Source organism: Enterobacter sp. Y17 (genome assembly GCF_019730495.1).
Classification (GTDB): Bacteria; Pseudomonadota; Gammaproteobacteria; order Enterobacterales; family Enterobacteriaceae; genus Enterobacter; species Enterobacter asburiae_B.
Genome location: NZ_JAASKP010000004.1, coordinates 102614 through 127256, shown reverse-complemented (window position 1 = coordinate 127256; position 24643 = coordinate 102614). Strand labels below are relative to the sequence as shown.

General features: G+C 57.2%; 20 protein-coding genes. 13 read left to right on the top strand and 7 right to left on the bottom strand.

The window, feature by feature from the left end; all coding sequences use genetic code 11:
• Positions 1–78 precede the first annotated feature (78 nt).
• Positions 79–639: an ADP compounds hydrolase NudE gene (nudE, locus tag HCH49_RS18125; protein WP_008503041.1), complete on the bottom strand. Its 561-nt coding sequence runs from the start codon at positions 637–639 to the stop codon at positions 79–81.
• A gap of 324 nt (positions 640–963) precedes the next feature.
• Here nudE and HCH49_RS18120 point away from each other — a divergent pair, with 324 nt between their 5' ends.
• The 5 genes from HCH49_RS18120 to pckA all read left to right on the top strand — a co-directional run bounded on the left by HCH49_RS18120 (position 964) and on the right by pckA (position 7164).
• Positions 964–3099, top strand: coding sequence for an intracellular growth attenuator family protein (locus HCH49_RS18120; protein WP_033146817.1), 2136 nt, complete (start codon positions 964–966; stop codon positions 3097–3099).
• A gap of 68 nt (positions 3100–3167) precedes the next feature.
• Positions 3168–3851 carry a GMP/IMP nucleotidase gene (gene yrfG, locus HCH49_RS18115; protein ID WP_217071896.1) on the top strand — a complete coding sequence of 228 codons (684 nt, stop codon included), beginning with the start codon at positions 3168–3170 and terminating at the stop codon, positions 3849–3851.
• A complete protein-coding gene (gene hslR, locus HCH49_RS18110; RefSeq protein ID WP_029740483.1) occupies positions 3848–4249 on the top strand; it encodes a ribosome-associated heat shock protein Hsp15 in 402 nt (133 codons plus the stop codon). Before yrfG ends, hslR begins: the two co-directional genes overlap by 4 nt.
• A gap of 17 nt (positions 4250–4266) precedes the next feature.
• Entirely contained in the window at positions 4267–5151 is an 885-nt protein-coding gene (gene hslO, locus HCH49_RS18105; protein WP_161495995.1) for an Hsp33 family molecular chaperone HslO, read from the top strand.
• Between the two features lie 393 nt (positions 5152–5544).
• On the top strand, positions 5545–7164 hold the full coding sequence (gene pckA, locus HCH49_RS18100) for a phosphoenolpyruvate carboxykinase (ATP) (RefSeq protein ID WP_023309493.1): 1620 nt from the start codon (positions 5545–5547) through the stop codon (positions 7162–7164).
• 126 nt (positions 7165–7290) lie between these two features.
• Here pckA and envZ read toward each other — a convergent pair whose 3' ends face one another.
• Positions 7291–8637: a two-component system sensor histidine kinase EnvZ gene (envZ, locus tag HCH49_RS18095; protein WP_010436407.1), complete on the bottom strand. Its 1347-nt coding sequence runs from the start codon at positions 8635–8637 to the stop codon at positions 7291–7293.
• Entirely contained in the window at positions 8634–9353 is a 720-nt protein-coding gene (gene ompR, locus HCH49_RS18090; RefSeq protein ID WP_001157751.1) for a two-component system response regulator OmpR, read from the bottom strand. Before ompR ends, envZ begins: the two co-directional genes overlap by 4 nt.
• Before the next feature lie 232 nt (positions 9354–9585).
• Between ompR and greB the strand changes: the two genes are divergently transcribed.
• The 5 genes from greB to feoC all read left to right on the top strand — a co-directional run bounded on the left by greB (position 9586) and on the right by feoC (position 15636).
• Positions 9586–10059 carry a transcription elongation factor GreB gene (gene greB / locus HCH49_RS18085; protein ID WP_033146820.1) on the top strand — a complete coding sequence of 158 codons (474 nt, stop codon included), beginning with the start codon at positions 9586–9588 and terminating at the stop codon, positions 10057–10059.
• A gap of 87 nt (positions 10060–10146) precedes the next feature.
• Entirely contained in the window at positions 10147–12477 is a 2331-nt protein-coding gene (locus HCH49_RS18080; protein WP_045403361.1) for a Tex family protein, read from the top strand.
• A 335-nt stretch (positions 12478–12812) separates the two neighbouring features.
• Positions 12813–13040, top strand: a complete 228-nt coding sequence (gene feoA, locus HCH49_RS18075; protein ID WP_008503050.1) for a ferrous iron transporter A — start codon at positions 12813–12815, stop codon at positions 13038–13040.
• 30 nt (positions 13041–13070) lie between these two features.
• On the top strand, positions 13071–15389 hold the full coding sequence (gene feoB, locus HCH49_RS18070; RefSeq protein WP_221703152.1) for a Fe(2+) transporter permease subunit FeoB: 2319 nt from the start codon (positions 13071–13073) through the stop codon (positions 15387–15389).
• 10 nt (positions 15390–15399) lie between these two features.
• A complete protein-coding gene (gene feoC, locus HCH49_RS18065) occupies positions 15400–15636 on the top strand; it encodes a [Fe-S]-dependent transcriptional repressor FeoC (RefSeq protein WP_048976275.1) in 237 nt (78 codons plus the stop codon).
• A gap of 33 nt (positions 15637–15669) precedes the next feature.
• On the opposite strand, the gene HCH49_RS18060 is transcribed toward feoC, so the two are convergent.
• Positions 15670–15939 carry a YdgH/BhsA/McbA-like domain containing protein gene (locus HCH49_RS18060; RefSeq protein ID WP_033146824.1) on the bottom strand — a complete coding sequence of 90 codons (270 nt, stop codon included), beginning with the start codon at positions 15937–15939 and terminating at the stop codon, positions 15670–15672.
• A 111-nt stretch (positions 15940–16050) separates the two neighbouring features.
• The gene (bioH, locus tag HCH49_RS18055; protein WP_045888430.1) at positions 16051–16824 is read right to left on the bottom strand and encodes a pimeloyl-ACP methyl ester esterase BioH; all 774 of its coding nucleotides are present in this window, start codon (positions 16822–16824) and stop codon (positions 16051–16053) included.
• A 36-nt stretch (positions 16825–16860) separates the two neighbouring features.
• Here bioH and gntX point away from each other — a divergent pair, with 36 nt between their 5' ends.
• The 3 genes from gntX to gntT all read left to right on the top strand — a co-directional run bounded on the left by gntX (position 16861) and on the right by gntT (position 19888).
• The gene (gene gntX, locus HCH49_RS18050) at positions 16861–17544 is read left to right on the top strand and encodes a DNA utilization protein GntX (RefSeq protein ID WP_033146826.1); all 684 of its coding nucleotides are present in this window, start codon (positions 16861–16863) and stop codon (positions 17542–17544) included.
• A 61-nt stretch (positions 17545–17605) separates the two neighbouring features.
• Positions 17606–18181 (top strand): Fe-S biogenesis protein NfuA, encoded by a 576-nt coding sequence (nfuA, locus tag HCH49_RS18045; protein WP_008503055.1) that lies wholly within the window; start codon positions 17606–17608, stop codon positions 18179–18181.
• 390 nt (positions 18182–18571) lie between these two features.
• Positions 18572–19888: a gluconate transporter gene (gene gntT, locus HCH49_RS18040; RefSeq protein ID WP_039263070.1), complete on the top strand. Its 1317-nt coding sequence runs from the start codon at positions 18572–18574 to the stop codon at positions 19886–19888.
• 80 nt (positions 19889–19968) lie between these two features.
• On the opposite strand, the gene malQ is transcribed toward gntT, so the two are convergent.
• Complete coding sequence (gene malQ, locus HCH49_RS18035) at positions 19969–22050, bottom strand: 4-alpha-glucanotransferase (protein ID WP_221703151.1); 2082 nt, start codon at positions 22048–22050, stop codon at positions 19969–19971.
• A 9-nt stretch (positions 22051–22059) separates the two neighbouring features.
• Entirely contained in the window at positions 22060–24453 is a 2394-nt protein-coding gene (gene malP / locus HCH49_RS18030; RefSeq protein ID WP_221703149.1) for a maltodextrin phosphorylase, read from the bottom strand.
• Between the last annotated feature and the right edge of the window lie 190 nt (positions 24454–24643).

The following is a 24643-nucleotide window of genomic DNA, read 5'->3' as shown; positions in this document are numbered from 1 at the left end:
AAACGGCAACCTCTGGTTGCCGTTTTTGTGTTTGCTCCCTCTTCCCGTGGGAGAGGGTTGGAGTAGGGCATCAGGCCACTACAGTCGCCCCTGCCCCTTCAACCACTCCCGTACCAGGAACAGCGCGCTCACGTTGCGAGCCTCATTAAAGTCAGGGTCTTCCAGCAGATCCATCAGGTGCGCTAGCGGCCAGCGAACCTGCGGCAGCGGCTCCGGTTCATCCCCTTCCAGCGATTCAGGATAGAGGTCTTCAGCCACCACGATATTCATTTTGCTGGAAAAATAGGACGGCGCCATGCTCAGCTTTTTCAGGAATGAAAGCTCATTCGCACCGAAGCCGACCTCTTCTTTCAGCTCGCGGTTTGCCGCTTCAAAGACGGTTTCACCCGGGTCGATAAGCCCTTTCGAGAACCCAAGCTCGTAAGATTCCGTTCCCACAGCGTATTCGCGGATCAAAATCAGATGATCGTCGACAATGGGAACAATCATCACCGCTTCGCGCGAAGAGGGGCGCATACGTTCATAAACGCGACGCACACCGTTGCTGAACTCCAGGTCCACACTTTCGACATTAAACAGGCGCGATTTGGCGACAGTTTCAACATTCAGAATGGTGGGTTTTTGTAATGGTTTGCTCATCTTGATGGGTCTTAGCAGTGAGAACTGGCGTTATTGTGCGATATGCCGCACGGTTTCGGCAATGTCAATCGTTCTTTATTTACATTTGTGCAACGTATCAGGGATCAATCCTCAATTCAAAACAAATGTCAAGAGGTTGAAATGTTTCCAGGAATTTGCTGATATCGCGCCATAACAGGCTTTGCTATCATCACTGGTCACTGGGATGCGCTTCAGAATGCTCAAGTTCGACTCCATACTTGCCGATAGCCAGCCACAGACTCTCATTCAATGTAAAGGTGCTACTGACTACACCTGTAAGAAGATAAGTAAGATGGGGAAAGCATGAGCACCATTTTGATTGTTCTCGCTGCTATGCTGGCCGGCGCGTTGGTTGCAGGGTGGTTGTACAGGCGCCGCGTACAGCGCCGTTATCGTCTGCCCTTTTTAAACGCATTTGCGGGTGCGAGCACGCGTAAACTCACGCAGGACGAGCGCGATGCGGTTGAAAACTATCTCGAAATCCTGAACCGTACTCAGTTAACGCCTGGGCCAACGGGAGCCACCGCTGCGCCCGTCGCGCTAAAGCTTAATGCGCAAAGTGATACCGTGCTCTGCGTGACGCGCTCCATCACGCGCTATGGCATCACCACTGATGACCCCAACAAATGGCGCTATTACCTTGATTCCGTCGAAGTGCATCTGCCCCCGTCCTGGGAGCAATACATTAATGACGAAAACAGCGTTGAGCTGATTCACACCGATTCGTTGCCTCTGGTAATCACGCTTAACGGCCATACGCTGAATGAATACCTTCAGGAAGCCCCGCGTTTTGCGCTGGAACGCGCGAGTTCAACGCAGGCGTCCATTCGTGGCGAAGAGACAGAGCAGATCGAACTGCTGAACATTCGCCAGGAGACGCATGAAGAGTACGCCCTGAGCCGCCCGGACGGCATCCGTGAAGCCATTCTGATCGTTGCTGCCTTCCTGCTCTTTTTCATCTGCCTGCTGACGCCGGATGTGTTTGTCCCCTGGCTGGCTGGCGGCGCGGTGCTGCTGCTGGCCGGCGGGCTTTGGGGTCTCTTTGCTCCACCGGCTAAAACCTCGTTGCGCGAGATCCACTGCCTGCGCGGTACCCCAAAGCGCTGGGGCCTGTTCGGTGAAAACGATCAGGAGCATCTCAACAATATTTCGCTCGGTATTATCGACCTGATCTACCCGCGCCACTGGCAGCCGTGGATCGCACAGGATTTAGGGCAGAAAACCGATATTGATATCTACCTTGACCGCCACGTTGTGCGTCAGGGGCGCTTCCTGTCTCTGCATGATGAAGTGAAAAATTTCCCGCTTCAGCACTGGCTACGCAGTACGGTCATTGCCGGCGGCGCCGCGCTGGTCTTAGCCATGCTGCTGCTTTTCGTGCCGCTGGATATGCCCATTAAATTCACCCTGTCATGGATCAAAGGGGCGCAAACCATTGAAGCGACAAGCGTCAACAAACTGGATGAAGCCGGTGTACGCGTGGGGGACACGCTGCGCCTGAAGGGAACCGGGATGTGTAATATTCACACCCCGGGGGCGTGGAACACGCGTCAGAGCTCGCCGTTCATGCCGTTCGACTGTTCGCAAATTATCTGGAACGACGCGCCGCCGCTGCCGCTGCCGGAATCCGAAGTGGTGAATAAGGCCACGGCTCTCACCCAGACGGTTAACCGCCAGCTGCACCCGAAACCGGACGATGATTCGCGCGTCAGCCCCGCGCTGCGCTCGGCCATTCAGAAATCAGGCATGGTTCTGCTGGATGATTTTGGTGACATCGTCCTGAAAACGCAGGATTTATGCTCCTCTCAGGATGAGTGCATACGCCTTAAAAACGCCCTGGTAAACCTGGGGAACAGCAAAGACTGGGACTCGCTGGTAAAACGCGCCGAAGCGGGACGACTGGATGGCGTTAACGTGCTGCTGCGTCCGGTGAGCGCGGAATCGCTGGATAACCTGGTCGCCACCTCGACGTCGCCGTTCATGATGCGCGAGACCACCCGTGCGGCTCAGGCGCTGAACAGCCCGGCGCCGGGTGGCTTTGTGATTGCAAGCGATGAAGGCAGCGACCTTGTCGATCAACCCTACCCGCAGGTTGCGCTTTATGACTACCCGGCACAGGAGCAGTGGAGCCAGTTCCAGCGCCTGGCGCAGATGCTGATGCAAACGCCGTTCAGCGCCGAAGGGATTGTCACGAGTATTTATACCGACGCCAACGGCACTCGCCATATCGGCCTGCACCGGATGCCGGATAGCGCAGGCTTGTGGCGTTACATCGGCACCTCTTTGCTGATGACCGCGATGCTGATCGCCATTTTCTGGAACGGCTTTATGGCCCTGCGCCGCTACCAGCGCTCGCGCACCCGGCTTGCAGACATTCAGCAGTATTATGAAAACTGCCTCAATCCAAAGCTGATCCCCTCGTCTGAGAGCCTGATCTGATAACGTCGTTGCGCGGCAAGTTGTGCTACCCTGTCGCGCACGTTTCTTCTGGCTGGAGTTCCCCCCTAATGCATCTTGATATCGCCTGGCAGGAGGTAGATACCGTTCTGCTGGATATGGACGGCACGCTGCTCGATCTCGCCTTTGATAACTATTTCTGGCAAACGCTGGTTCCTGAAACCTATGGCGAGCAGCAGGGGATCTCCCCGGCAGAAGCGCAGGCATTCATTCGTTCGCAATATAGTGCGGTGCAACATACGCTAAACTGGTACTGTCTTGACTACTGGAGCGAGCGCCTCGGTCTGGATATTTGTGCCATGACCACCGCCCAGGGCCCGCGCGCCGTTCTGCGCGAGGATACCGTGCCCTTTCTGGATGCGCTGAAAGCGAGCGGAAAGCGCCGTATTTTGTTGACCAACGCGCATCCACATAATCTGGCGGTGAAGCTGGAGCATACCGGTCTGGCGTCGCACCTTGATTTATTACTTTCCACCCACACATTTGGTTATCCGAAAGAGGATCAGCGGTTGTGGCATGCGGTAAGGGAAGAGACGGGTTTGCAGCCAGAACGTACGTTGTTCATTGATGACAGCGAGCCCATTCTGGATTCCGCGGCAAGGTTTGGCATTCGCTACTGTCTGGGCGTGACCAATCCTGACTCTGGCCTGGCTGAAAAAAGCTATATGCGCCACCCTGGACTGAACGACTATCGCCAGATGATCCCCTCACTGACCCTGAAGGAGACGCCATGAAAGAAAAACCCTCTGACGGGGTAAGACTGGATAAATGGCTGTGGGCAGCGCGTTTTTATAAAACTCGCGCCCTCGCCCGCGAGATGGTTGACGGCGGAAAAGTGCATTACAACGGCCAGCGCAGCAAACCAAGCAAGCTGGTTGAGCTGAATGCCACCTTAACGCTGCGGCAGGGCAACGATGAACGTACGGTGGTGATTAAAGCCATTACCGAACAGCGTCGACCTGCAGCGGAAGCCGTACTGCTTTATGAAGAGACGGCGGAGAGCATTGAAAAGCGCGAGAAGACCGCGCTGGCGCGCAAAATGAACGCGCTGACGATGCCCCACCCGGACCGGCGACCGGATAAAAAAGAGCGTCGCGATCTGATGAAATTTAAACACGGTGAGACTGATTAACCTCACCCGCACGAGAGATGAAAATGGCCCAACACGACCAATTACACCGCTATCTGTTTGAACAATTCGCCGTGCGCGGCGAGCTGGTCACCGTATCCGAAACCTGGAAACAGATTCTGGAAAACCACAACTACCCGCTGCCGGTGAAGACCCTGTTGGGCGAACTGCTGGTTGCCACCAGCCTGCTGACGGCGACGCTGAAGTTTGCCGGTGATATCACCGTGCAGCTGCAGGGTGACGGCCCGATGACGCTGGCGGTGATCAACGGCAATAACCAGCAGCAGATGCGCGGCGTGGCGCGCGTTCAGGGCGACGTGCCTGAAAATGCAGACCTCAAAACGCTGGTGGGTAATGGCTACCTGGTGATCACCATCTCCCCTGAGGAAGGCGAGCGCTATCAGGGCGTGGTGGGTCTGGAAGGCGATACCCTGGCAGCCTGCCTGGAAGATTACTTCATGCGTTCTGAACAGCTGCCGACGCGTCTCTTCATCCGCACCGGTGAAGTGGACGGTCAGCCTGCTGCGGGCGGTATGCTGCTGCAGGTTCTGCCTGCGCAGGACGCACAAACCAATGACTTTGAGCACCTGGCGACGCTGACCGAAACCATCAAAGCGGAAGAGCTGTTCAACCTGTCGGCGACAGACGTGCTGTGGCGTCTGTACCACGAAGAAGAAGTGACGGTTTACGATCCGCAGTCCGTGGAATTTAAGTGCACCTGCTCACGCGAGCGCTGTGCTGGCGCGCTGAAAACCCTGCCGGATGAAGAGATCGACAGCATCATGGCGGAAGACGGCGAAATCGATATGCACTGTGACTACTGCGGTACGCACTACGTGTTCAATTCGATGGATATCGCTGAGATCCGCAATAACGCCTCCCCGGCGGATCCGCAGGTTCACTAAACCTCTTTCCCCTCACCCTAACCCTCTCCCCAAAGGGGAGAGGGAACTTGAACCCCCTCTCCCCTTTGGGGAGAGGGCTGGGGTGAGGGGTAAAAAAACTCCCCCCAAGCTGAATCGTTTTCCTTATGTAACTCTTACGTAATTTTCTTACGTGTATGCGATTACATTCACATTCTTTCCGATAAAATCACCACTCTTTAACCTTTTCGGAACATTTTCCCCAACCAAAAAGCGATTCCTGCGATAATCCGCCTGCGCTGTGACTGGAGTCGCAGCGTTTTCCGTTAGTAAGGGTTTTGTCCAGATGCGTAAATCTATGAGCCCCGTCGCGGTTAACAACCTCAGAAAAACCCTACAATTTCAGGCAGTACATATTGGCTAAGGAGCAGTGATATGCGTGTTACTGGTTTAACCCCGCAAGATCTCAAGGCTTATGGTATTCACGACGTCCAGGAAATCGTCTACAACCCCGACTACGATACGCTGTATCAGGAAGAGCTCAATCCAGCACTGGAAGGATACGAGCGTGGTGTGTTGACGAATCTTGGTGCTATCGCCGTCGATACCGGTATTTTTACCGGTCGTTCGCCGAAAGATAAGTATATCGTCCGAGACGAAACCACCCGCGATACGCTGTGGTGGGCTGACAAGGGCAAAGGGAAGAACGACAACAAACCGCTCTCCCCGGAAACCTGGCAGCACCTGAAAGGGCTCGTCACCCATCAACTTTCCGGCAAGCGTCTGTTCATTGTCGACGCTTTCTGCGGCGCAAACGCCGATACCCGTCTCTCCGTGCGTTTTATCACTGAAGTGGCCTGGCAGGCACATTTCGTGAAAAACATGTTTATTCGTCCAACCGACGAAGAGCTGCAGGATTTCACCCCGGATTTCATCGTGATGAACGGTGCGAAATGCACGAACCCACAGTGGAAAGAGCAGGGTCTGAACTCCGAAAACTTTGTGGCCTTCAACCTGACCGAGCGTATCCAGCTGATAGGCGGTACCTGGTACGGCGGCGAAATGAAGAAAGGGATGTTCTCGGTCATGAACTACCTGCTGCCGCTGCGGGGCATCGCCTCCATGCACTGCTCGGCTAACGTCGGTGAAAAAGGCGACGTGGCGGTATTCTTCGGCCTGTCCGGTACCGGGAAAACCACCCTGTCCACCGATCCAAAACGTCGCCTGATTGGCGATGACGAACACGGCTGGGATGACGACGGCGTATTCAACTTTGAAGGCGGCTGCTACGCGAAGACCATTCGCCTGTCTGAAGAGGCCGAGCCGGATATCTTCCACGCGATCCGTCGCGATGCGCTGCTGGAAAACGTCACCGTGCGTGCCGACGGCTCCATCGACTTCGACGATGCGTCGAAAACGGAAAACACCCGCGTCTCTTACCCGATCTACCACATCGACAATATCGTGAAGCCGGTGTCAAAAGCGGGTCATGCCACGAAGGTCATTTTCCTGACCGCGGATGCGTTCGGCGTGCTGCCTCCGGTGTCTCGCCTGACGGCCAGCCAGACGCAGTATCACTTCCTCTCCGGCTTTACCGCCAAGCTGGCAGGTACCGAGCGCGGCGTGACGGAGCCAACCCCAACCTTCTCCGCCTGCTTCGGCGCGGCCTTCCTGTCGCTGCACCCGACGCAGTACGCTGAAGTGCTGGTGAAACGCATGCAGGCATCCGGCGCGCAGGCATACCTGGTGAACACCGGCTGGAACGGTACCGGCAAACGTATCTCTATCAAAGATACCCGCGCGATTATCGACGCCATTCTGGATGGTTCTCTGGACGACGCCGAAACCTTCACGCTGCCGATGTTTGACCTGGCGATCCCTACGTCGCTGCCGGGTGTGGATACGCATATCCTCGACCCGCGCAACACGTACGGTTCTCCGGAGCAGTGGCGCGAGAAAGCAGAATCGCTGGCGAAGCTGTTTATCGAGAACTTCGAGAAGTACACCGATACCCCGGCGGGTGCTGCGCTGGTGAGCGCGGGTCCGAAGCTGTAGTCCTTCTCCCTCTCCCCGTGGGAGAGGGCCGGGGTGAGGGCATCAGACCGCAGAGACCGCATTTTGTCGGGTGGCGGCTTCACCTTACCCGACCTACAAAAAAGGGTGGCAATTGCCACCCTTTTTTTAACCCTCTTTCACCTGCCCCCGCGTCACCGGTACCGGCAGCCAGGCGCGAATGCTCAGTCCACCACGCTCGCTGGTGCCAATCTCCAGCAGTCCGTTGTGGTTATCGATAATACGCTGAACAATCGCCAGGCCTAAGCCCGTGCCGCTGGTGCTGCGCGCGCTGTCGCCGCGCACAAACGGCTGGAACAGATGCTTACGCTGCTCGGGCTTGATGCCCGGACCGTCGTCTTCCACCTGGAACCAGGCGCGGTTGAGTTCAGACCCGCTGCTGACTTTAATCCAGCCATTGCCGTAGCGCGCCGCGTTGACCACCATATTCGCCACTGCACGTTTGATGGAGAGCGGGTGCATGCGTACCTGAATTTCACCCGCCTGCAGGTCGGTATCAATCTCGCGCTCGTAGCCGCTTTCCGCCGCCACCACTTCGCCCAGCACCGCGTTCAGATCCGCCATCTCCATCGGCATCTCCTGCCCGGTGCGCAGGTAGTCGATGAACTGCTCGATGATGGCGTTACACTCTTCGATGTCCTTGTTAATGGACTCGGCGAGATAACCGTCCTCTTCCCCCATCATCTCCGTCGCCAGACGAATACGCGTTAGCGGCGTGCGCAGGTCATGGCTTACGCCCGCCATCAGCAGCGTACGGTCATCCGCCAGCTGCTTCACGCCTGCCGCCATATGGTTAAACGCGCGCGTCACCGAACGGACTTCCGAGGCGCCATACTCGCGCAGCGGAGGTGGAATAATCCCTTTACCGACCTGCAGCGCAGCGTGCTCCAGGTCGACCAGCGGTCGGTTCTGTATACGGATAAATAGCCACGCGCCGCCTATCGCCAGCAGCATAATCGCCAGGGTGTAGCGGAACAGCGGCGAGAAGTCGCCCTGATGGATTTCGGTCAGCGGAACGCGCACCCAGATATTGGGTGACAGCCAGGTTTTCAGCCAGACGACGGGCGAGCTTTTGTTGACCTCAACGCGCACTTCCGTTGGGCCGCCCAGCTGCTGCGCCATCTGCTGGCTGAGGAATTCGTAGTGCTGCGCCCAGCGCAGGCCAGCGTCTTCCGCCGCTTCGTTGGAGTAGAGCGAAATGCCCAGCTCACGGTAGATTTCACGGCGAAACGCCGGGGGAACGACGAGCTGCGTGCCGTCCTCCAGCTGCAGTTTGTCGGTCATCAGCATACGGACTTCGTAGGCCAGGACCTTATTAAACTGCTGGAGGCTCGGCAGGATCGCAAAGTTCAGCACCACCAGATAGGTCGTCACCAGGCTGACGAACAGCAGGGTGACGATCAGCAACAGGGTGCGGGCAAACGAGCTACGCGGCGAGAAGCGCATTCGCCTCATGCTTTAGAGCCGTCCGGGACGAACACGTAGCCCAGACCCCATACGGTCTGAATATAACGAGGATGCGCAGGATCTTCTTCCACCATGCGGCGCAGGCGGGAGATCTGCACGTCAATGGAGCGTTCCATTGCGGAGTATTCGCGACCGCGTGCCAGGTTCATCAGCTTGTCACGGGAAAGCGGTTCACGCGGGTGGCTGACCAGCGCTTTCAGAACCGCAAACTCGCCGCTGGTGAGCGGCATTGGCTCATCTTCACGGAACATCTCGCGCGTGCCGAGGTTCAGCTTGAACTTGCCGAAGGCAATGACGGCTTCTTCCTGCGACGGTGCGCCAGGCAGTTCGTTCGCCTGACGGCGCAGCACAGCGCGAATACGCGCCAGCAGTTCACGCGGGTTAAACGGTTTTGGAATGTAGTCATCCGCGCCAATTTCGAGGCCGACGATACGGTCAACTTCCTCACCCTTCGCCGTCACCATGATGATCGGCATCGGGTTGCTCTGGCTGCGCAGACGGCGGCAAATAGAAAGCCCGTCTTCGCCAGGCAGCATCAGGTCGAGAACCATCAGGTGGAAAGATTCACGGGTCAGCAGACGGTCCATCTGCTCAGCGTTCGCGACGCTACGAACCTGGAAGCCCTGCTCGGTCAGATAACGTTCCAGCAGCGCGCGCAGGCGCATGTCGTCATCCACGACCAGAATTTTGTAGTTCTCTTGCATTGTGTGTACTCCCAAAGGTTCGGATAGTCTTTGTAACAGCGTATTCTAAAAAAGTGCACGTATTCGACCAGTTAATTCTGGTATAAATTCTAGTCGAAATTGTTACAAAGCATATTTAACAGCAGCTTATCTGCTCATTTCATCACATAAATCATTTTTAATCCTGTCTGTTACACTGTGCGGTACGTATTGTGCGCAAGACAGTTAACCGGCAGGCAGCAAAGGCTTTACCATGAAAACGCCCCTGATCACCCGCGAAGGGTACGAAAAGCTCAAAAAAGAGATGGATTACCTCTGGCGCGAAGAGCGTCCTGAAGTAACCAAAAAGGTGACCTGGGCGGCAAGCCTGGGCGATCGCAGCGAAAACGCTGACTACCAGTACAACAAAAAGCGGCTGCGCGAAATTGACCGCCGGGTTCGCTACCTGACGAAGTGTCTCGAGAATCTCAAAATTGTCGATTACTCCCCGCAGCAGGAGGGCAAAGTGTTCTTCGGCGCGTGGGTGGAGATTGAAAACGACGATGGCGACATTCTGCGTTTTCGCATTGTCGGCTACGATGAAATTTTTGGTCGTAAGGACTACATCTCCATCGACTCCCCGATGGCTCGCGCGCTGCTCAAAAAGGAAGTGGGCGATCTGGCCGTCGTTCAGACTCCAGCCGGTGAAGCCAGCTGGTACGTCAATGAGATCGTCTACGTAAAATAGTCCGAGAGCGCCCTCCCCGGCTGGCATTTTGCCGTGTCAGCCCGTATAACTATCCCCTGATTTTTCGACTCAACAGATGATAAAGCCATGATGAAAGATTCGCTCTGCCGCATTATTGCGGGTGATATTCAGGCCAGAGCCGAACAGGTAGAAGCTGCCGTTCGCCTGCTTGATGAAGGGAACACCGTGCCGTTTATTGCACGCTATCGTAAGGAAGTCACCGGCGGTCTGGATGACACGCAGCTGCGTAACCTGGAGACCCGTCTGGGTTATCTGCGCGAGCTGGAAGAACGTCGTCAGGCGATCCTCAAATCCATCGGCGAACAGGGCAAGCTGACCAGCGAGCTTGAAAGCGCCATCAACGGCACCCTGAGCAAAACCGAACTCGAAGATCTCTATCTGCCGTATAAACCGAAGCGCCGCACGCGCGGGCAGATTGCGATTGAAGCGGGTCTTGAGCCGCTGGCCGACCTGCTGTGGAACGAGCCGTCCCACGATCCGGAAACCGAAGCCGCCAAATTCATCGACGCCGACAAAGGCGTAGCGGACACCAAGGCCGCCCTCGACGGCGCGCGCTACATTCTGATGGAGCGCTTCGCCGAAGACGCCGCCCTGCTCGCTAAAGTGCGTGATTACCTGTGGAAGAATGCCCACATCGTCTCTACCGTCGTCGCGGGTAAAGAGGAAGAAGGCGCGAAATTCCGCGACTACTTCGATCACCACGAACCGATTTCTACCGCCCCTTCACACCGCGCGCTGGCGATGTTCCGCGGCCGAAACGAAGGCGTACTCCAGCTCTCCCTGAACGCCGACCCGCAGTTTGACGAGCCGCCGAAAGAGAGCCACTGCGAGCAGATCATTATCGACCATCTCGGCCTGCGCCTGAACAACGCCCCGGCGGACAGCTGGCGCAAAGGCGTGGTGAGCTGGACCTGGCGCATCAAGGTGCTGATGCACCTCGAAACCGAGCTGATGGGCACCGTGCGCGAGCGCGCCGAAGATGAAGCGATTAACGTCTTCGCCCGTAACCTGCACGACCTGCTGATGGCCGCCCCTGCCGGCCTGCGCGCGACCATGGGTCTCGATCCGGGCCTGCGTACCGGCGTGAAGGTCGCTGTGGTTGACGGCACCGGTAAGCTGGTGGCGACCGATACCATCTATCCGCACACCGGCCAGGCAGCGAAAGCGGCCGTCGTGGTAGCGGCGCTGTGCGAAAAATACAACGTGGAGCTGGTTGCTATCGGCAACGGTACGGCCTCACGCGAAACCGAGCGTTTCTACCTCGACGTGCAGAAGCAGTTCCCGAAAGTGACGGCGCAGAAAGTGATCGTCAGCGAAGCGGGAGCATCCGTCTATTCCGCGTCCGAGCTGGCGGCCCAGGAGTTCCCGGACCTGGACGTTTCCCTGCGCGGTGCGGTCTCTATCGCACGCCGCCTGCAGGATCCGCTGGCGGAGCTGGTGAAGATCGACCCGAAATCCATCGGCGTGGGCCAGTATCAGCACGACGTGAGCCAGACTCAGCTGGCGCGCAAGCTGGATGCGGTGGTGGAAGACTGCGTAAACGCCGTCGGCGTTGACCTGAATACCGCTTCCGTTCCCCTGCTGACCCGCGTGGCGGGCTTAACCCGCATGATGGCGCAGAACATCGTCGCCTGGCGTGATGAGAACGGCCAGTTCCAGAACCGTCAGCAGCTGCTGAAGGTGAGCCGTCTGGGGCCAAAAGCCTTTGAGCAGTGTGCGGGCTTCCTGCGCATCAACCACGGCGATAACCCGCTGGATGCCTCCACCGTTCACCCGGAAGCGTACCCGGTTGTGGAGCGCATTCTGGCCGCCACCCAGCAGGCACTGAAAGATCTTATGGGTGACAGCAGCGCCCTGCGCAACCTGAAAGCCGTTGATTTCACCGATGACAAATTTGGTGTCCCCACCGTCACCGACATCATCAAAGAGCTGGAAAAGCCGGGCCGCGATCCGCGTCCTGAGTTCAAGACGGCGACCTTTGCTGACGGCGTGGAAACCATGAACGACCTGCTGCCCGGCATGGTGCTGGAAGGCGCGGTGACCAACGTCACTAACTTTGGCGCGTTTGTGGATATCGGCGTGCATCAGGACGGTCTGGTGCATATCTCTTCCCTTGCCGACAAGTTCGTTGAAGACCCGCACACCGTGGTCAAAGCGGGCGACATCGTGAAGGTGAAAGTGCTGGAAGTCGATCTGCAGCGCAAGCGTATCGCGCTGACCATGCGTCTGGACGAGCAGCCGGGCGACACCAGCGCGCGCCGCGGCGGCAATGGCGGTGGCCGCGAGCAGCAGCGCCCGGCCGCAAAAGCGGCAAAACCGCGCGGACGTGATGCTCAGCCTGCAGGCAACAGCGCGATGATGGATGCGCTGGCGGCAGCGATGGGTAAGAAACGCTAAGGTTACAATGCCCCTCACCCTAACCCTCTCCTCAAAGGGGAGAGGGGATCGCACGGTGCGGTCTTTCCCCCTCGTCCTCATGGGTGGGGGAATAAAATCATATCGAAATATATGAAACCGATTGCATAGCCATATTTAAACCACGAATTATCACCCCGTTAACAAATACTCCCCTTTTCGTTTTCCTGGCAATTCAGCAAATATTGAGCCAGGTCAAACAGGCCGTAAATTAATACCGTAAACAACATTCCGTCACAGTTTTAATATTGCTGATAAAAACTATTCTCATTATCATCCCATAGTAGATAATTTAACCTTTCGTGGAATCAGGCGTTATGCAATTCACTCCAGACAGTGCATGGAAGATTACCGGTTTTACCCGCGAAATTAGCCCAGCCTATCGGCAAAAGCTGCTGTCGCTGGGCATGCTGCCCGGCTCGTCATTCCAGGTCGTGCGCGTGGCGCCGCTGGGCGATCCGGTTCATATCGAAACCCGCCGCGTGAATCTGGTGCTGCGTAAGAAAGACCTCGCGTTAATAGAAGTCGAAGCCTTATCCCGATAACAAGCCAGCGGTTTCAGTGAGTCTAAAAAAATGAAAAAGTTAACTATTGGCTTAATTGGCAATCCTAATTCCGGCAAGACTACGCTTTTTAACCAGCTAACCGGAGCCCGCCAGCGAGTGGGCAACTGGGCGGGCGTGACGGTTGAACGTAAAGAGGGCCAGTTCACGACAACGGACAACCAGGTGACGCTGGTTGACCTTCCCGGCACCTACTCCTTAACCACCATTTCGTCGCAAACCTCGCTCGATGAGCAGATTGCCTGCCACTATATTCTTGGCGGCGACGCGGACCTGCTGATCAACGTGGTCGACGCATCCAATCTCGAACGTAACCTTTATCTGACGCTGCAGCTGCTGGAGCTGGGCATCCCCTGCATCGTGGCGCTCAACATGCTCGACATTGCGGAGAAACAAAAGCTTCGTATCGACGTCGATGCCCTCTCCGCGCGCCTGGGTTGCCCGGTCGTTCCGCTGGTCTCGACGCGCGCTCGCGGTATTGATGCGCTGAAGCTGGCCATTGACCGTCACCAGGGAAATCATGACATTGAGCTGGTGCATTACGCGCAGCCTCTCCTGCGCGAAGCCAATGTGCTGGCGCAGGAGATGGACAAAAGCATGCCTGCGAAACAGCGCCTGTGGCTTGGCCTGCAGATGCTGGAAGGGGATATCTACAGCCGCGCTTACGCCGGGCATGCGGCTGATAAGCTGGACGCGACGGTGGCCCGTCTTAGCGACGAGCTGGACGACCCGGCGCTGCACATCGCCGACGCGCGTTACCAGGCCATCGCCTCGATTTGCGACGTTGTCAGTAACGCGCTGACGGCAGAGCCCAGCCGCTTTACGGCAGCGGTGGATAAGGTCGTGCTTAACCGCTTCCTCGGTTTGCCCATCTTCCTGCTGGTGATGTACGTGATGTTCCTGCTCGCCATTAACATCGGCGGCGCCCTCCAGCCTATTTTCGACGCCGGTTCCGTCGCGGTCTTCGTTCACGGAATTCAGTGGGTGGGTTACACTCTGCACTTCCCTGAATGGTTAACCATCTTCCTCGCACAGGGGATCGGCGGCGGTATCAACACCGTTCTGCCTCTGGTGCCGCAGATCGGCATGATGTATCTGTTCCTCTCGTTCCTGGAAGATTCCGGCTACATGGCGCGCGCCGCGTTCGTGATGGATCGTCTGATGCAGGCGCTGGGTCTGCCAGGTAAATCCTTCGTCCCGCTGATTGTCGGCTTCGGCTGTAACGTACCGTCGGTGATGGGCGCACGCACCCTGGATGCGCCGCGTGAACGTCTGATGACCATCATGATGGCGCCGTTTATGTCCTGCGGTGCCCGTCTGGCCATCTTTGCGGTCTTTGCCGCAGCCTTCTTTGGTCAGCAGGGCGCGCTGGCGGTCTTTTCGCTGTACGTGCTGGGCATCGTGATGGCTATTCTTACCGGTTTAATGCTGAAGCACACCATCATGCGCGGTGAAGCGTCGCCGTTTGTGATGGAGCTGCCGGTGTATCACGTGCCGCATCTGAAAAGCCTGGCGATCCAGACCTGGCAGCGCCTGAAGGGCTTTGTGCTGCGCGCCGGTAAGGTGATTGTCATCGTCAGCATTTTCCTGAGCGCGCTGAACAGCTTCACCCTCAGCGGGCAGGCGGCAGATAACATCAACGACTCTGCCCTCGCCTCCGTCAGCCGCGTCATCACGCCGGTCTTCAAACCGATTGGCGTGCATGAGGATAACTGGCAGGCAACCGTCGGGCTATTCACCGGCGCGATGGCGAAAGAGGTGGTTGTCGGCACCCTGAACACGCTTTACACCGCAGAGAACATTCAGGAACAGGAATTTAATCCGGCAGAGTTTCATCTCGGTCATGAACTGCTGGGTGCCGTAGAGGAGACCTGGCAGAGCCTGAAAGACACCTTCAGCCTGAGCGTGCTGGCGAACCCTATTGAGGCCAGCAAAGGTGACGGCGAAATGGCAACAGGTGCCATGGGCGTGATGGGCGAGAAATTTGGCAGCGCGTCCGCGGCCTACAGCTACCTCATCTTTGTCCTGCTCTACATTCCGTGCATCTCCGTGATGGGGGCGATTGCCCGCGAGTCCAGCCGCGGCTGGATGGGCTTCTCCATCCTGTGGGGGTTAAACATTGCGTACTCGCTGTCGACGCTCTTTTATCAAACCGTTAATTTCAGCCAGCATCCGCGCTACAGCCTGGTCTGTATTCTCGCGGTTGTGCTGTTTAACGTGATAGTGCTCGGTTTGCTGCGGCGTGCGCGCAGCCGCGTCTACATCGACCTGCTGGCAAACCGTAAAACCGCCGCGACCTGCTGCAGCAGCCCGGCGGGCGACTGTCACTAAGGAGCAAACCATGGCATCGTTGATTCAGGTTCGTGACCTGCTGGCACTGCAAGGGCGAATGGAGGCGAAACAGCTGAGCCTCAGCCTGCATACGCCGCAGCCGATGATCGATGCCATGCTGGAAAGACTGGAAGCCATGGGGAAAGCCGTGCGGATTCAGGAAGAAGCGGACGGTTGTCTCTCCGGCAGTTGTAAAAGCTGTCCGGAAGGAAAGGCCTGCCTCAGGGAGTGGTGGACGCTGCGTTAACAAAGCCGGGCATCGCTGCCCGGCTTTATCGTATTACTTGTAGACGTCCGCCGTTGCGCGTACGTTTTTGGTCTGTTTTTCTGCACTGGTGACGACGTAGTACGTTCCGCCCAGCTCATCCGCTTTCTTCGACAGCTCTCTGCGAGCATCCATCGGCGCGGTGGTGTCAGACGTAGAAATCTCACCAATTTTCGTCAGATTCATGCCGGCAACTTTATCTTTTTCCAGCTCTTTTGCCGCAAAGACGCCAAATGACAGTGACCCAATAACCAGAGAAGTGACAATACCTGTAACAAGTTTCATAGCCTGACTCTCCATAGGATTGTTGTTTTGATTATCGTAGGCAGAACAACCGCAACGACATCTGGAGTATGGTTGCGGTGTGTTACTTTTTCCAGGCAGGATAGAAAATAATCAGTCGAAACGTTGACTTAACGCAATCAGCGCTGAACAAAATTCCGTCGGATGAGAGATAAACGGGGCATGTGCGGCTTTGGCAATAATCTGCGATTCACTCTCCGGCCAGAGCGAATCCAGCAGCGGAACCACTTTGCGCGGCACAATCCCGTCGAGATAACCGTAGATACGCAGGTGCGGCACCGTCAGCGCGGCCAGCGGCTCGCGCAGGTCAACCGTTTTCAGGAGCTCAAGTCCGCCGTTTAGCACCTCAACCTCCGGCATCGGCAGCGAAAGCACGGTCTGCTTCAGCGTTCGGGCATCCTTACGCGCGGTGTCAGTGCCCATTGTCTGCAATGCCAGGAACCGCTCTACGGTCCGCTGGAAATCTTCGCTCAGCTGCTGCTGGAAGCCCGCCAGCACGTCAGGCTTGATCCCCGGCCACTCTTCCTGCGCGCTAAAACAGGGCGATGACGCCACCGTCACCAGCGCTTTTACGCGTTCAGGCCGCGACAGCGCAATCTGGCTCGCCACTAGCCCGCCCAGGCTCCAGCCCAGCCAGACCGCGTTTTGCGGCGCAGCGTCCAGAACCTGCTGCGCCATTTCATCAAGCGACAACGCGCCATACCCGCGGCTGCGGCCAAAGCCGGGTAAATCCACCAGATGCAGCGTGAAATGCGAGGCAAGTTCCTCACGTATGCAATGCCATATCTCCGCATTCAGGCCCCATCCGTGCAGCAGCACAAGATGGCAATTTCCTGTCCCGACGGTCTGCCACCACAGCGTCTTCATCAGTTACTGTTCTCTTTTTTCACATGGAGGTTGCACATGCTAACAGTACCCGGCTTGTGCTGGCTATGCCAAATGCCGCTGGCGCTCAGCGGGTGGGGCGTCTGCTCCGTCTGCACGCGATCGCTGCAATGGCGTATCGGGATCTGTCCACAATGTGGTTTACCGGCCACGAACCCCTCGTTGCCCTGTGGCCGCTGCCTGAAAAAATCCCCGCCGTGGAGTGCGCTGGTGGCAGTGGATGATTATGTTCCGCCGCTGAACAGGCTGATCCACGCGCTGAAGTTTTCCGGGCAGAGCTCGCTGGCACAGCCCCTTTCCCGACTGCTGTTGCTGGCGGTTTTGCAGGCGCGACGTCACCGGGCACTGCCGAAAATTGACATGGTGGTGAATGTCCCCTTATACCGCCGTCGGCACTGGCGGCGCGGCTATAACCAGAGTGACCTGCTCTGCCGTCCCCTCGCGCGGTGGCTCGGCTGCCGGTATGAGGCCCGCGCGCTGACACGCGTTCATGCCACCGCCATCCAGCATCAGCTCAGCGCACGGCTTCGCAAAAGAAACCTCAAAAATGCCTTTCGCCTTGAATTGCCGGTTGACGGTCTCCATATCGCGATTGTGGATGATGTCGTCACCACGGGCAGTACCGTTGCTGAACTTTCCCGACTGCTTTTGCGAAGCGGCGCCGCGTCGGTTCAGGTATGGTGTCTGTGCCGTACCTTGTAGCCCTTCTTCAATGGGCGTATGATTATACCCAGGTAATTTAGTCAACTATTAGGCCAAAGCTATGATCCGTATTTCCGATTCTGCACAAGCGCACTTTGCCAAACTGCTGGCAAATCAGGAAGAAGGGACGCAGATCCGCGTGTTTGTGATTAATCCAGGCACTCCGAATGCAGAATGTGGTGTTTCTTATTGTCCTCCGGATGCTGTGGAAGCGACTGACACTGCCCTTAAATTTGAACAGCTCACCGCCTACGTTGATGAGCTGAGCGCACCGTATCTTGAAGATGCGGAGATCGACTTCGTCACCGATCAGCTGGGTTCTCAGCTGACCCTGAAAGCGCCGAACGCGAAAATGCGTAAAGTGTCTGACGATGCCCCGCTGATGGAGCGCGTTGAGTATCTGCTGCAATCCCAGATCAACCCACAGCTGGCGGGCCACGGCGGTCGTGTTTCCCTGATGGAAATCACCGACGAAGGTTTTGCCATTCTGCAGTTTGGCGGCGGCTGTAACGGCTGCTCAATGGTCGATGTAACGCTGAAAGAAGGGATCGAGAAGCAGCTGCTGAACGAGTTCCCGGAACTGAAAGGCGTGCGTGACCTGACCGAGCACCAGCGCGGCGAGCACTCTTACTACTAATTCAGTATCCGTCTGTATCGCCCGGTGGCGCTGCGCTTACCGGGCCTACAGAAATAGTGAGGTCTGATGCCCTCACCCCCGGCCCTCTCCCACGGGAGAGGGTGAAAACATTAAAAACGGTAACCTCATGGTTACCGTTTTGCGTTTACCTCCCATATGTTGACCTGCGTCTCATAATTCAAATTTAGCCTCCCAGGGTGATTCTCAATCGAGCCATGTTACCCGTATCATTCTCGTGGGCACTCAGCATCCTTATAACAGCCGACTAAACTTAATGGTTTCGAAGGCATCAGTATGAGTGCCGTTAACACTCTGTTCCCAGTTGGGACAATCGGAATTTGTCGTTGAAACAATGACGTTACCCATAACAATTCAAAGGCCAGGTAAATCATGCCATTAGTCATCGTTGCTATCGGTGTTGTGTTATTACTGCTCTTGATGATCCGTTTCAAAATGAACGGATTTATCGCTCTGGTTCTGGTGGCACTTGCAGTCGGTCTGATGCAGGGTATGCCGCTGGTTAAAGTTATCAGTTCCATCAAAGCCGGCGTCGGCGGTACGCTCGGCAGCCTGGCGTTGATCATGGGCTTCGGCGCCATGCTCGGCAAAATGCTGGCAGACTGCGGGGGCGCGCAGCGAATCGCCACCACGCTGATTGCCAAATTTGGCAAGAAGAACATCCAGTGGGCGGTGGTATTAACCGGTTTTACCGTCGGCTTCGCGCTGTTCTATGAAGTGGGCTTCGTGCTGATGCTGCCGCTGGTGTTCACCATCGCGGCTGCGGCAAACATCCCGCTGCTGTATGTCGGTGTGCCAATGGCTGCGGCGCTGTCCGTGACTCACGGCTTCCTGCCGCCGCACCCGGGTCCAACCGCTATCGCAACCATTTTCCACGCGGATATGGGTAAAACCCTGCTGTTCGGTACGATTCTGGCGATCCCAACCGTGATTCTGGCGGGCCCGGTTTATGCCCGCTTCCTGAAAGGCATTGATAAGCCGATTCCGGAAGGTCTGTACAGCGCCAAAACCTTCACCGAAGAAGAGATGCCGGGCTTTGGCGTCAGCGTCTGGACCTCTCTGGTACCGGTGATCCTGATGGCGATGCGTGCCGTGGCGGAGATGATTCTGCCGAAAGGTCATCCGTTCCTGTCCGTTGCGGAATTCCTCGGTGACCCGGTCATGGCAACGCTGATTGCGGTGCTGATCGCGATGTTCACCTTCGGCCTGAACCGCGGTCGTTCAATGGATCAGATCAACGACACGCTGACCTCGTCCATCAAAATCATTGCCATGATGCTCCTGATCATCGGCGGTGGCGGCGCATTCAAGCAGGTTCTGGTCGACAGCGGGGTGGATAAATACATCGCTGCCATGATGCATGAAACCAACGTATCGCCGCTCCTGATGGCCTGGTCTATTGCCGCGGTTCTGCGTATTGCGCTGGGTTCTGCGACCGTTGCGGCAATCACCGCGGGCGGTATCGTTGCCCCGCTGATTGCGACCACGGGTGTTAGCCCTGAGCTGATGGTTATCGCCGTCGGTTCCGGTAGCGTGATTTTCTCTCACGTTAACGACCCTGGCTTCTGGCTGTTCAAGGAGTACTTCAACCTGACGATCGGTGAAACCATCAAGTCCTGGTCCGCGCTGGAAACCATTATTTCGGTGTGCGGTCTGGTCGGGGTACTGCTGTTGAATATGGTGGTTTGATGTAAAAAAGCCGGGTAGCGCTGACGCTTACCCGGCCTACATTCTATTCCCTCTCCCTCCGGGAGAGGGTTAGGGTGAAACTACCGCTTCTTGCCCACCGCCCTTCTGTGTTTGTCCAAATCCTTAATCAGCTTGTTCACCCCGTCATCGGCAAACATCTTCTCAAGCGATGTGGACAGCTTGCGACGCCAGTTCTTGTACTGATAGCTGGTGCCCGGAATGTTCACCGGCTCCGCCATATCAATCCAGTCTTCCGGCTGCAGACCCAGCAGGGCGCTGTTGCTGTCGGCAATATAGCGCTGCAAGCCGCGATTGAGGGTAGCGGTCATCGACATCAATGACGCCTTATGTCCGGCACGTTTCGGCAGACAGCCCTGCTTGTGCAGCGCATCCAGCAGCCCCTGTTTGGAGAGCTCGCGATCCTGATACAGGCCGCGCAAAACCTCTTCATCAGGGTACAGCCCGAGCGTTTTGCCGAGCGTCAGATCGCCGCTTTCCCAATAGCCACGAAGCGTAGGAAGGTCATGCGTCGTCGCGACTGCCATTGACTGTTCAGGGTACGCTTTCGGCGCGCGGAAGGTTTTCTCATGGTCGTTTTCAAAATAGAGCACTTTATAGGAGTAGACGCCGCTGTCGCGGAGCTTGCTGACAATTTCCACCGGCACGGTACCGAGATCTTCACCGATCACCATGCACTGGTGGCGTTTACTTTCCAGGGCCAGGATCGACAGCAGATCGTCAACCGGATACTGCACGTACGCCCCGTGATCGGCCGTTTCACCGTACGGGATCCACCACAGACGCAGCACGGACATCACGTGGTCGATACGCAGCGCGCCGCAGTTCTGCATGTTCGCGCGCAGCAGGTCGATGAACGGCTCGTAGGCGCGCGACGCCATGACGTGCGGATCCATCGGCGGCAACCCCCAGTTCTGACCGAGCGGCCCAAGAATATCCGGCGGCGCGCCGACGGAGGCTTTCAGACAGTAAAGCTCACGGTCGCACCAGGTTTCCGCGCCGCCCTCTGCCACGCCGACGGCCAGATCGCGATACAGGCCGATCGGCATCTTATAGCCCTGGCTCACCTGCCAGCAGGCGGCAAACTGGCTGTACGCCAGCCACTGCAGCCACAGGTAGAAGTCCACTTCATCGGCATATTTTTTACAGAACGCTTTTACTTCAGGCGTGTCGACAGACTGATACGCTTCCGGCCAGACCGGCCAGCCCCAGCGCATTTCGTCCTCCTTCACCTGATACGCGTGCAGCGCATCAAACGCCGCCTGCCAGTACAGGCTCTCGCCCTCCTGCGTCACAAACTGGCGGAACGCGGCCATCTGCTCGTCATCGCGCTGCGAAAAGCCTTTCCACGCCAGACGCAGCGCGGCCATTTTCAGCGCCGTGACGGTGGAATAGTCCACCCACTCCGCGTCGCGCGCCTGCTTCAGGGCCTGCTGCGTGGTGCTGAGTTTCCACCACGCCTGCGCCTCTTTGCTGTTTTTGAAGTCATCTAACGCGTTAACGTCGATATAAATCACGTTCAGCCAGCGACGGGACGACGGGCTGTACGGGCTGGCGCTCTCCGGATTGGCCGGATAGAGCGCGTGGATCGGGTTGAGCCCGATAAACGCGCCGCCGCGCTCGCCCACATCCACCAGCATCTTTTTCAGATCGCCAAAATCACCGATGCCCCAGTTGCTGTCGGAGCGCAGCGTATAGAGCTGCACGCAGGCGCCCCACAGCTTTTTGCCTTCGAGCAACGCCTGCGGCTCGTAGCAGCGTTTTGGCGCGACGATCACCCGGCAGTGGAAACGACGATCGTCCTGGGTGAGCGTTAAGGTGTGATACCCCTCCGGCAGCTTCGCCGGAAGGTTTAACGTTTTGCCGCCGGTGGCGTGGCCTTTGTGCTGATGCCCCTCTTCGGTGGTAAGCAGCCAGCTAAACTCGCCGCGCCCCTCCACCGCCAGCGGCATCTTTTTGCCTGCGGTGAACACCTTCACGTTCGGCACCGGCGCAACCGACGCTTTCGCGTCGGCTTTGTGCATGGCATCCAGCAAACGTCTTTTGGTGTCGGCGCCAATAGACTGCGGTTTGCCGTGCGCATTAATGTAACTGAGGCTGATCCCCGCCGCCTGCGCGGCGCTGTCCAGACGTTTACTCTCCATCGCGCTTCCTTAGCGTTTTGCCTGCCAGATACGGGCCTGATAATCACGGATTGAACGGTCAGAGCTGAACATACCGCAGCGGGCGGTGTTCAGAATGCACGCGCGGGTCCACGCCTCCTGGTCACGATACAGCACGTCGACCTGCTTTTGCGCTTCTACATAGGCCGTGAAGTCCGCCATCACCAGATACGGGTCACCGCCGTGTTTGTCCATGCTGTGCAGCATCTGGTCAAACGCGTGCTTGTCGCCGTCGCTGTATTTACCGCTTTCCAGCTCCTTCAGCACCGCGTCGAGCACTTTGTCTTTCTTACGCCATTTCACCGGGTCATAGCCTTTGGCCTTGATGGCCTTCACCTCTTCCACGGTGTGGCCGAAGATAAAGATATTCTCTTCCCCGACCTTCTCGGCGATTTCGACGTTTGCCCCGTCGAGCGTACCGACGGTCAGCGCGCCGTTCAGCGCCAGCTTCATGTTGCCGGTACCGGACGCTTCTTTACCTGCCGTCGAGATCTGCTCGGAAATATCCGCCGCCGGGATCAGCATTTCAGCCGCCGAGACGCAGTAATCCGGCAGGAACACCACCTTCAGCTTGTCGCCCACTTTCGGATCGCTGTTGATCGCCGCCGCCACTTTATTGATGGCGAGGATAATGTTTTTCGCCAGGTAATAGCCCGGTGCCGCTTTCGCACCGAACAGGAACACGCGCGGCACGCGGTCGGCCTGCGGGTTCTCGCGGATCTCTTTGTACAGCGCCAGAATATGCAGCAGGTTCAGGTGCTGGCGTTTGTACTCGTGCAGACGTTTGATCTGGATATCGAAAATGGCATTCGGGTTGATCTCAATGCCGGTACGCACTTTCACAAACTCCGCCAGGCGAACCTTGTTCTCCAGCTTGATCGCGCGGTACTGCTCGCGGAATTTCGCGTCGTCAGCGTATTTTTCCAGGTTGATGAGCTGGTCCAGATCGTTGGCCCACTCTTTCTTCAGGGTCTTATCCAGCAGACCGGCCAGCAGCGGGTTGCACTGCTTGATCCAGCGACGCGGCGTGATGCCGTTGGTCACGTTGTGGAATTTGGTCGGCCAAAGCTGGTGGTATTCCGGGAAGAGATCTTTGACCACCAGATCCGAGTGCAGCGCCGCCACGCCGTTCACCGCAAAGCCGCTGACCACGCACATGTTCGCCATGCGCACCTGCTTGTCATGCACAACCGCCAGCTTCGCCCAGACCGCTTTGTTGCCTGGCCAGGTTTTATCCACCAGGGTTTTAAACTGGTCGTTAATCTTGTTGATGATCTGCATGTGGCGCGGCAGCAGCGTTTTCACCAGCTTCTCATCCCAGCACTCGAGCGCTTCTGGCATCAGGGTGTGGTTGGTGTAGGCAAAGGTACGGCTGGTGATGGCCCAGGCGTCATCCCAGCTCAGCTGGTGCTCGTCGATCAGCACGCGCACCAGTTCCGGGATCGCAATCGTCGGGTGCGTGTCGTTGAGCTGAATCACTTCGAAGTCCGGCAGCTGCGCCAGCTTGCGGCCCGCCAGATGATGGCGACGCAGAATGTCCGCCACGGAGCAGGCGCACTGGAAGTACTGCTGCATCAGGCGCAGCTTTTTACCGGCCAGGTGGTTGTCGTTCGGGTAGAGGACTTTGGTCAGCTTCTCGGCGTCGATGCCCTGCTGCTCGGCGCGCAGGAAATCGCCGTCGTTGAATTTGGTCAGGTTAAACGGATGCGCGTGCTTCGCCTGCCACAGACGCAGCGGCTGCGCCACGCCGTTACGGTAGCCGAGCACCGGCAGATCCCAGGCTTCACCGGTAATGGTGAACGCCGGTTCCCAGAGCCCCTGCTTTGTCACTTTCCCGCCAATACCGACCTGCACATCCAGCTGCGCGTTGTGGCGGAACCACGGATAGGTATTGCGATGCCAGTCGTCCGGCGCTTCCATCTGATGGCCATCGGCAAACGACTGACGGAACAAGCCATACTGATAGTTCAGGCCATAGCCAATTGCCGACTGGCCGACGGTCGCCATGGAGTCGAGGAAACAGGCCGCCAGACGTCCCAGACCGCCGTTGCCCAGCGCCGGGTCAATCTCTTCTTCCAGCAGGTCGGTCAGGTTAATGTCGTGTTCTTTAAGGACGTCACCAACGTCCTGATACCAGCCGAGGTTCAACAGGTTGTTGCCCGTCAGGCGGCCAATCAGGAATTCCATTGAAATGTAGTTTACATGGCGCTGGTTCTTCACCGGCTTTGCCAAAGGTTGAGCATCCAGCTGTTCTGCGAGCGCACCGCTCACGGCCTGCCACCACTGGTGAGGCGTCATCTCGTTTGCAGCATGAAGGCCAAAACGCTGCCACTGACGCGTCAGGGCAGCCTGGAATTGAGCTTTGTTGAAGGTAGGCTGTGACATAGGGGATCGGCATCCTTTAGAAAGAAAACACAAGTTGGCGCTAGTGTGCCTGGCTCATTTCCCCTCTTCCTCCTCCTGTGGGGGATTAGACAGGGAGGAGTAGCGGGGATGAGCATAAAAGTGTGATCGAGGCCACTCTCAGAGCATAGTTCGAGTGTGCCCGGAAGATAAAAAAGTAACCGGGGAGAAT

Coding starts and splice junctions, on each gene's coding strand:
- nudE (WP_008503041.1), bottom strand. CDS start 639: ATGAGCAAACCATTACAAAAACCCACCATTCTGAATGTTGAAACTGTC.
- HCH49_RS18120 (WP_033146817.1), top strand. CDS start 964: ATGAGCACCATTTTGATTGTTCTCGCTGCTATGCTGGCCGGCGCGTTG.
- yrfG (WP_217071896.1), top strand. CDS start 3,168: ATGCATCTTGATATCGCCTGGCAGGAGGTAGATACCGTTCTGCTGGAT.
- hslR (WP_029740483.1), top strand. CDS start 3,848: ATGAAAGAAAAACCCTCTGACGGGGTAAGACTGGATAAATGGCTGTGG.
- hslO (WP_161495995.1), top strand. CDS start 4,267: ATGAAAATGGCCCAACACGACCAATTACACCGCTATCTGTTTGAACAA.
- pckA (WP_023309493.1), top strand. CDS start 5,545: ATGCGTGTTACTGGTTTAACCCCGCAAGATCTCAAGGCTTATGGTATT.
- envZ (WP_010436407.1), bottom strand. CDS start 8,637: ATGAGGCGAATGCGCTTCTCGCCGCGTAGCTCGTTTGCCCGCACCCTG.
- ompR (WP_001157751.1), bottom strand. CDS start 9,353: ATGCAAGAGAACTACAAAATTCTGGTCGTGGATGACGACATGCGCCTG.
- greB (WP_033146820.1), top strand. CDS start 9,586: ATGAAAACGCCCCTGATCACCCGCGAAGGGTACGAAAAGCTCAAAAAA.
- HCH49_RS18080 (WP_045403361.1), top strand. CDS start 10,147: ATGATGAAAGATTCGCTCTGCCGCATTATTGCGGGTGATATTCAGGCC.
- feoA (WP_008503050.1), top strand. CDS start 12,813: ATGCAATTCACTCCAGACAGTGCATGGAAGATTACCGGTTTTACCCGC.
- feoB (WP_221703152.1), top strand. CDS start 13,071: ATGAAAAAGTTAACTATTGGCTTAATTGGCAATCCTAATTCCGGCAAG.
- feoC (WP_048976275.1), top strand. CDS start 15,400: ATGGCATCGTTGATTCAGGTTCGTGACCTGCTGGCACTGCAAGGGCGA.
- HCH49_RS18060 (WP_033146824.1), bottom strand. CDS start 15,939: ATGAAACTTGTTACAGGTATTGTCACTTCTCTGGTTATTGGGTCACTG.
- bioH (WP_045888430.1), bottom strand. CDS start 16,824: ATGAAGACGCTGTGGTGGCAGACCGTCGGGACAGGAAATTGCCATCTT.
- gntX (WP_033146826.1), top strand. CDS start 16,861: ATGCTAACAGTACCCGGCTTGTGCTGGCTATGCCAAATGCCGCTGGCG.
- nfuA (WP_008503055.1), top strand. CDS start 17,606: ATGATCCGTATTTCCGATTCTGCACAAGCGCACTTTGCCAAACTGCTG.
- gntT (WP_039263070.1), top strand. CDS start 18,572: ATGCCATTAGTCATCGTTGCTATCGGTGTTGTGTTATTACTGCTCTTG.
- malQ (WP_221703151.1), bottom strand. CDS start 22,050: ATGGAGAGTAAACGTCTGGACAGCGCCGCGCAGGCGGCGGGGATCAGC.
- malP (WP_221703149.1), bottom strand. CDS start 24,453: ATGTCACAGCCTACCTTCAACAAAGCTCAATTCCAGGCTGCCCTGACG.